4 protein-coding genes are annotated in these 6,278 nt (G+C 67.1%); 3 read left to right on the top strand and 1 reads right to left on the bottom strand.

Annotation, left to right across the window (positions count from 1 at the left end):
• The coding region (locus tag G3N58_RS33080) for an HlyD family efflux transporter periplasmic adaptor subunit (protein WP_206001294.1) at positions 1-1,014 on the top strand (1,014 nt) is incomplete at its 5' end.
• A 40-nt stretch (positions 1,015-1,054) separates the two neighbouring features.
• Positions 1,055-3,169: an HlyD family efflux transporter periplasmic adaptor subunit gene (locus G3N58_RS33075; RefSeq protein WP_206001293.1), complete on the top strand. Its 2,115-nt coding sequence runs from the start codon at positions 1,055-1,057 to the stop codon at positions 3,167-3,169.
• A gap of 529 nt (positions 3,170-3,698) precedes the next feature.
• Here the strand turns inward: G3N58_RS33075 and prpR are convergent.
• Entirely contained in the window at positions 3,699-5,711 is a 2,013-nt protein-coding gene (gene prpR / locus G3N58_RS33070) for a propionate catabolism operon regulatory protein PrpR (protein WP_206001292.1), read from the bottom strand.
• Between the two features lie 254 nt (positions 5,712-5,965).
• On the opposite strand from prpR, the gene G3N58_RS33065 reads away from it, so the two are divergent.
• Positions 5,966-6,278, top strand: a 313-nt coding sequence (locus G3N58_RS33065; RefSeq protein WP_277397001.1) for a citrate/2-methylcitrate synthase, incomplete at its 3' end; no start/stop codon positions are given.

The raw sequence follows: 6,278 nt of genomic DNA, 5'->3' as shown, positions 1-6,278 counted from the left end.
GCATGGTGGCCCGCGCACGGCGCGTGGCTGCCGCTCACCGACCGCGCGGGGCATGCGCTCGGCGGCGTCGTGTTCGCACGCGAAGCAGCCTGGAGCGCGACCGACTGCGCGCTGCTCACCGAACTGGGTCAGGTTTGGGCGCATGCCTTCGAGGCGTTCGCGCCGCGCGCCTCGTGGCTCGAACGCGCGCGCGCCGTGCTGCGGCCCGGCCGTCAGCAGCGCCGCGTGCTGATCGGGCTCGCGGTGGCCTGCGTGATTCCGTTGCGCCTCACCGTGCTCGCGCCCGCCGAGGTCACGCCGAAAGATCCGTTCGTCGTGCGCGCGCCGCTCGACGGCGTGATCGACCGTCTCTACGTGAAGCCGAATCAGCCGGTGCAGCGCGGCACGCCGCTGCTCGGCCTCGACGCGACCGCGCTGCAATCGCGCTACGCGCTCGCGCGCAAGGACTTCGATGCCGAACAGGAAGAGTTCCGCCAGACCGCGCAGCTTGCCGTCACCGACGACCGCACGCGGCTCGACATGGCCGAGCGCAAAGGCAAGCTCGACCAGAGCCAGGTGCAGCTCGACTACACCGCGCAGCAGCTGGCGCGCGTGAAGGTGAACGCCGAGCGCGCGGGGGTGGCAGTGTTCAGCGATCCGAACGAATGGACCGGCAAGGCGGTCGCGGTCGGCGAAAAGATCCTGCTGCTGGCCGACCCTGCGCGCGTTGAGCTGACCGCGTGGCTGCCGGTTGCCGACAACATCGACGTGAAGCCGGGCGCGACGCTCACGCTGTATCCGAAGAGTTCGCCGCTGTCGAGCTACGAGGCGCGTATCGATTCGATCGCGTACCGCGCGGAGCCGACGCCCGACGGCGTGCTCGCGTACCGTGTGCGCGCGAGCTTCGTCGCGGCCGACGCCAATGCGCCGCTCGGCGCGATGGGCACCGCGCGCATTCGCGGCCCGTGGGTGCCGGCGATCTACTACGTGCTGCGCCGCCCATTGACGCTCGCGCGTCAGTGGCTCGGCTGGTGAGGCGCGGCGCGCCCGTTCGACAGCGTCAATTCATCGCATCATGGCCCGACTTCCGCAACTGCGTCAGGAACTGACGCTCACACGAGGCGCCGCGACCCCCGAGGGTGCGCCGACCTGGATGCTGCACGATCCCGCCGCGAACCGCTTTTTCCAGCTCGGCTGGCCCGCGTTCGAACTGCTGTCGCGCTGGCCGCTCGACGATCCGCGCGCGATTGTCGAGAGCGTGAACCGCGACACGACGCTTACCGTCACGTCCGACGATCTCGACCTGCTCGTGCGCATGCTGCGCCAGCAGAATCTGCTGATCGCCGCGAGCGCCGCCGACACCGCGCGCCTGCAGCAGCACGCCGACGCGCATCGCACGACGCGGGCGATGTGGCTGCTCAAGCACTATCTGATGATCCGCATTCCGCTCTGGCACCCGATGCCGTTTCTGCGCCGCGCCGCGCGCTTCGCCGGGTTCGCGTACCGGCCCGCGTTCTGGTGCGTGGTGGCGGTGTGCGCGCTGGCCGGGCTGTTTCTCGCCTCGCGCCGCTGGGACGAGTTCCTGCACACGTTCCACGGTTACGCCGACTGGCGCGGCCTGATCGGCGTGGGCATCGCGCTCGGCTGCGCGAAGGTGCTGCACGAATTCGGCCATGCGTTTACCGCGCAGCGTTACGGCTGCCGCGTGCCGACGATGGGCGTCGCGCTGCTCGTGATGCTGCCCGTGCTCTACACCGATACGACCGAAGCGTGGAAAGTGCCCGAGCGCAAGAACCGCTTGTGGATCGGCGCGGCCGGCATGCTGAGCGAAATCGCGCTCGCCGCGTTCGCGACACTGGCGTGGAGCGTGCTGCCCGACGGACCGCTGCGCGCCGGCGCGTTCCTGCTCGCGACCACGACCTGGATCGCGACGCTCGCGATCAACGCGAGTCCGTTCATGCGCTTCGACGGCTACTTCCTGCTGTCGGACTGGCTCGACATGCCGAACCTGCACGACCGCGCGTTCGCGCTCGGCCGCTGGTGGCTGCGCGAAGGGCTGTTCGGCCTCGGCGATCCGCAGCCCGAGCCGTGTTCGGCCGCGCGGCGGCGCTTTCTGATCGGCTTTTCGTTTGCGACATGGCTGTACCGGCTCGTCGTGTTCATGTCGATTGCGCTCGTCGTCTATCACGCGTTTTTCAAGCTGCTCGGCATGCTGCTGTTCTTCGTCGAATTCGGCTGGTTCATCGTGCGGCCGATCTGGCGCGAGGCCGCCGCGAGCTGGCAGCGGCGCGACGAATTGCGCTGGCGGCGCGAGACGCGCAGGAGTGTTCTGCTCGGCGCGGCGCTGCTGATCTTTTTCGCGGTGCCGTGGCACGCGGGCGTGAGCGCGCCCGCAGTGCTCGGGCCGCAACGCGCGCAGGGACTCTACGCGGTCGGACCCGGCTACCTCGCCGCCGAGCCGCCGCCCGCGCGCGACGGCCAGTTCGTGCATGCGGGCGAGACGCTGGCGGTGCTGGTGTCGCCCGATCTCGACTATCGGCTGAAGGCCGCGCAGGCCGACGAAGCGCAATTGCGCTGGGAAGTCGAACAGCAACCGTTTGACGAGCGCTTGCAACGCCAGGGCACGGCGCTCGCGCGCCGTTGGGACGCCGCGCGCGAGACGGTGACGGGCTTGCAGGCGCAGATTGCGCAACTGACGATTCGCGCGCCGTTCGACGGCCACGTGCAGATTGCCGGCGATGCGCTGGCTGCGGGCATGTGGCTGCCGCGCGGCGAGCGCTTGTTCGATCTGATCGCGCCGACTGGCGTGAAGGGTTTTGCGTTTGTCGGCGAGAGCGACGTGGCGCGCCTGAGGGCGGGGCAGCGCGCGGTGTTCGTGGCGAACGTTGCGGAGCTGCCGCGTCGCGCGTGCCGTATCGAGGCGATCGACAAGGTCAACATGGCGACGCTCGATCAGCCTTCGGTCGCGAGTACTTACGGCGGGCCGATTCCGGCCGAGTACGATGCGAAGACGCATCAGCTGGTGCCGTTGCAGGCGACGTGGCAGGTGCGCTTCGATGCGTGCGACGGTGTGCCGGCGATCGGGCGCGAGGTGAGCGGGACGGTGCAGTTGGGAGCGGGGCGCGAGAGTTTTATCGGGCGAGGTGTGCGGTATGTTGTGGCGATTTTGCAGAGGGAGGCGGGGTTTTAGGGGGCTTTGCGGTATGACTCTCGCTGCGCTGCCGTGCTGCCGCGCTGTGTAGGGCCTCGCTGAGGCGGGGCATATTTTGACTGCAAAACAATAGTTAGAGCAGTCGCTGCATTGCCATTGTCACGCTATGTGCGACGAACAGAGCTATCTATCGATCTTCGCGTGGCTCGACTTCAATTGAATCCAATGTTTCGCTAATAAATCGTGTTGCTCGTAGATCACCGCCGGTAATTTCGTGCTCGCGCCTGTCGAGAAATCGAATCTTCGTGTCGATTAACGGTGGTAGATTCTCCTTCGCTCTGAAGCGGCGAGCAGGTTGTCTGTAACGCTGATCTATGTATTTTTCTTCGAAGAGATGATTTGGCGGCAGAGACCGACGCGCTCGGCTACAGCGATGTTTCCGGCCACATACCCGAAATAAAAAGGCTACTAGACAAGGCTTTGCACCTATCGGCAGAGCAGATCGAATTAGCGGGCAAGCGTTGTCATCCGCACAGCGGTTTCAACGTGCGCACCGTCGATACCTTGCCTAACGACCCGCCGCATTCAGCCTGCGCCACAACGTCGTCTTGCTGATGCCGAGCGCCGCACACACCGCATCGCGATCACCGCCATGCGCCGCGAGCGCCGCGCGGATTTCATCGGCTTCGACATGACGGCTGCGTTCGCGCAGCGTCAGCACGGCGGGCTTCGCGCGCGCGACGGGTTCGACGATTTCCGGTGCGACCGAACGCAGCATCTCGCGCGTAACGATGGCCGAGTCTTTCGGCAGGGCGTTCGCACCGCTGCCTGCCGCGAAATCAGCATCGCTTTCTGCATACGCACAGGCACCCGCATCCGCAAGCTCCACCGCAATCCGCTCGATCACATTCTGCAATTCGCGCACATTACCCGGCCACGCATAGCGCCGCAATGTCGCGCCGAGTCCCGCGAGCATGCGCGCGGCGGTCTCCGTGTCGGGCACGCGCGCCGCCAGCCTCGGTTCGCGCGCGGCGGCCTGGCGCAGCAGTTCGGCCGCGAGCGGCAGTAGATCACCGGGCCGTTCGCGCAGCGGCGGCAGCGCAATGCTGAGGATATTGAGCCGGTAGTACAGGTCCGCGCGAAAACTGCCGTTCGCGACGCTTTCGGTCAGCGTGCGATGCGTCGCCGCGACGACGCGAATATCGACGCGCACCGGCTCCGTCGAGCCGAGCCGTACCACCTCGCGCTCCTGCAACACGCGCAGCAGGCGGCTTTGCAGCGACAACGGCATCTCGCCGATCTCGTCGAGAAACAGGGTGCCGCGATGCGCGACCTCGATGAGCCCCGCCTTGCCGCCCTTGCGCGCGCCCGTAAACGCGCCTTCCTCGTAGCCGAACAGCTCGCTTTCGAGCAGCGCTTCGGGAAACGCGCCGCAATTGATCGCGACGAACGCGAAGTCGCGCCGCGCGCTCAGTTGATGCATGCTCTGCGCGACCATTTCCTTGCCGGTGCCGCTCTCGCCGAGAATCAGCACGGTTGCGTCCGACTTCGCATAACGCGCGACGAGCGCGCGCACGCGCTGGATCGGCTCGGACACGCCGACGATATCGTCGAGCCGGTAGCGCGCGGTGAACTGCTGCACGCGCTGGCGCGAGCGCAGCGTGCGGTCGAGCCGCTCGAGCGCGCGCGATTCCTGAAACGTGAGTACGGTGCCGCCTGCCGCGCTGTTGCTCGCGAGCGGTCCGCGATGCACGACGTAGCTCGCGCCGCGCACGGTGCAGAAGCTGTCGCCGTCCGCATCGGGCAGGCTGCCGGCGAGGTCGGGCGCGAGTTCGAGCAGCGTGCGCCCGACCGCCTTCGCGGGATCGATGCCGAGCACGCCGGCCAGCCGCTGGTTCATCACCTCGACGCGGCCTTGCGCGTCGAGCGCGACGACGCCGTCGCGCAGATGTTGCAGCAGCGTGTCGAGCCGCTGGCGGCGCACGGTTTCGCGGCGCGTCGCCTGTGCGACTTCGAGCGCGGTCGCGAAGCCGGCGCGTATCGAGGCGCGCGAATAGAGAAACACCGCGCCCATGCCCGCGTTCGCGGCCAGATCGGTGACGAGGCCGGGGCCGACTACGACGTCGATGCCGCGATCGCTGAGGTCGAGCACGACGTTTTCCGCGTCCTGCGCCGATTGATATGACGCGAACGTCACGTCGAGCGTGTAGGCGGCCATGAAGCGGCGCACTTCGTCGGGCGTGTCGCCGTGCGTGACGAGCGCGACACGCTTGCCCTCGCGACGCGCGCGCGCGAGCGCATGCATCACGTCGAAGCCGGTCGCGTTGATCCGCACGACCGGCACCGACACGCGCGTCTTCAGATACGCGCCGTTCGAGCCGCCCGCGATCACGACGTCGGGCCGCGCGGCGCCCGCGCCTTCGATCTCGCGCACCGCGTCCTCGAAGCCGTGCGAGACGATGCGCAGGTCCGCGCGCTCGACGTATTCGCCGGCGATCTCGAAGAACAGGTCGCGCAGGCGGCTGATGGAGAGCGCCCAGATGCGCGGGCGCTGCGCCGGTTCGTAAAGTGGCGTGCTCAAGGCGGTCGGCTCGCGGGAGAGTGGAAGTGCCTAAAGTACCTATTATGCGAGCATTCATTGCTGATTTGAAATCGGCATTTCATTTTTGAAATGAAATGCGGCGGCCCGCGTGCGGGCGGTGGCGGCGGTCGCCCATCAAATCAGGCACTTAGCCGGCGCCTGGCGAGCCGGGCAGGGGCTGGCCCATTCTTTGCATTTGAAGCTGCGGTCCACGGTTCCAAGTCCAAAGCCCCACCCGTATCTGGAGACAATCGATGAGCGAAGCAGACAACAGCACGCCGAACGCGGGCGCATTCAAACCGAAGAAATCCGTCGCGCTGTCGGGCGTGACCGCGGGCAATACCGCGCTGTGCACGGTCGGCAAGACCGGCAATGACCTTCACTATCGCGGCTACGACATTCTCGACATCGCCGGTGCCTGCGAATTCGAGGAGATCGCCTATCTGCTGGTCCACGAAAAGCTGCCGACCGCCGCCGAACTGAAAGCCTATAAAACAAAGCTCAAGGGCCTGCGCGGACTGCCCGCCAACGTCAAGGCCGCGCTCGAATGGATTCCGGCCGCCGCGC

The organism is Paraburkholderia sp. Ac-20342 (assembly GCF_017104985.1).
Taxonomy (GTDB): domain Bacteria; phylum Pseudomonadota; class Gammaproteobacteria; order Burkholderiales; family Burkholderiaceae; genus Paraburkholderia.
Note: the sequence above shows the minus strand (reverse complement) of the source record. Positions and strands in the feature narration are given on the sequence as shown.

What these genes read in the sequence shown, in the direction of transcription:
- G3N58_RS33075 (WP_206001293.1), top strand. Translation starts at nt 1,055, where the DNA reads ATGGCCCGACTTCCGCAACTGCGTCAGGAACTGACGCTCACACGAGGC.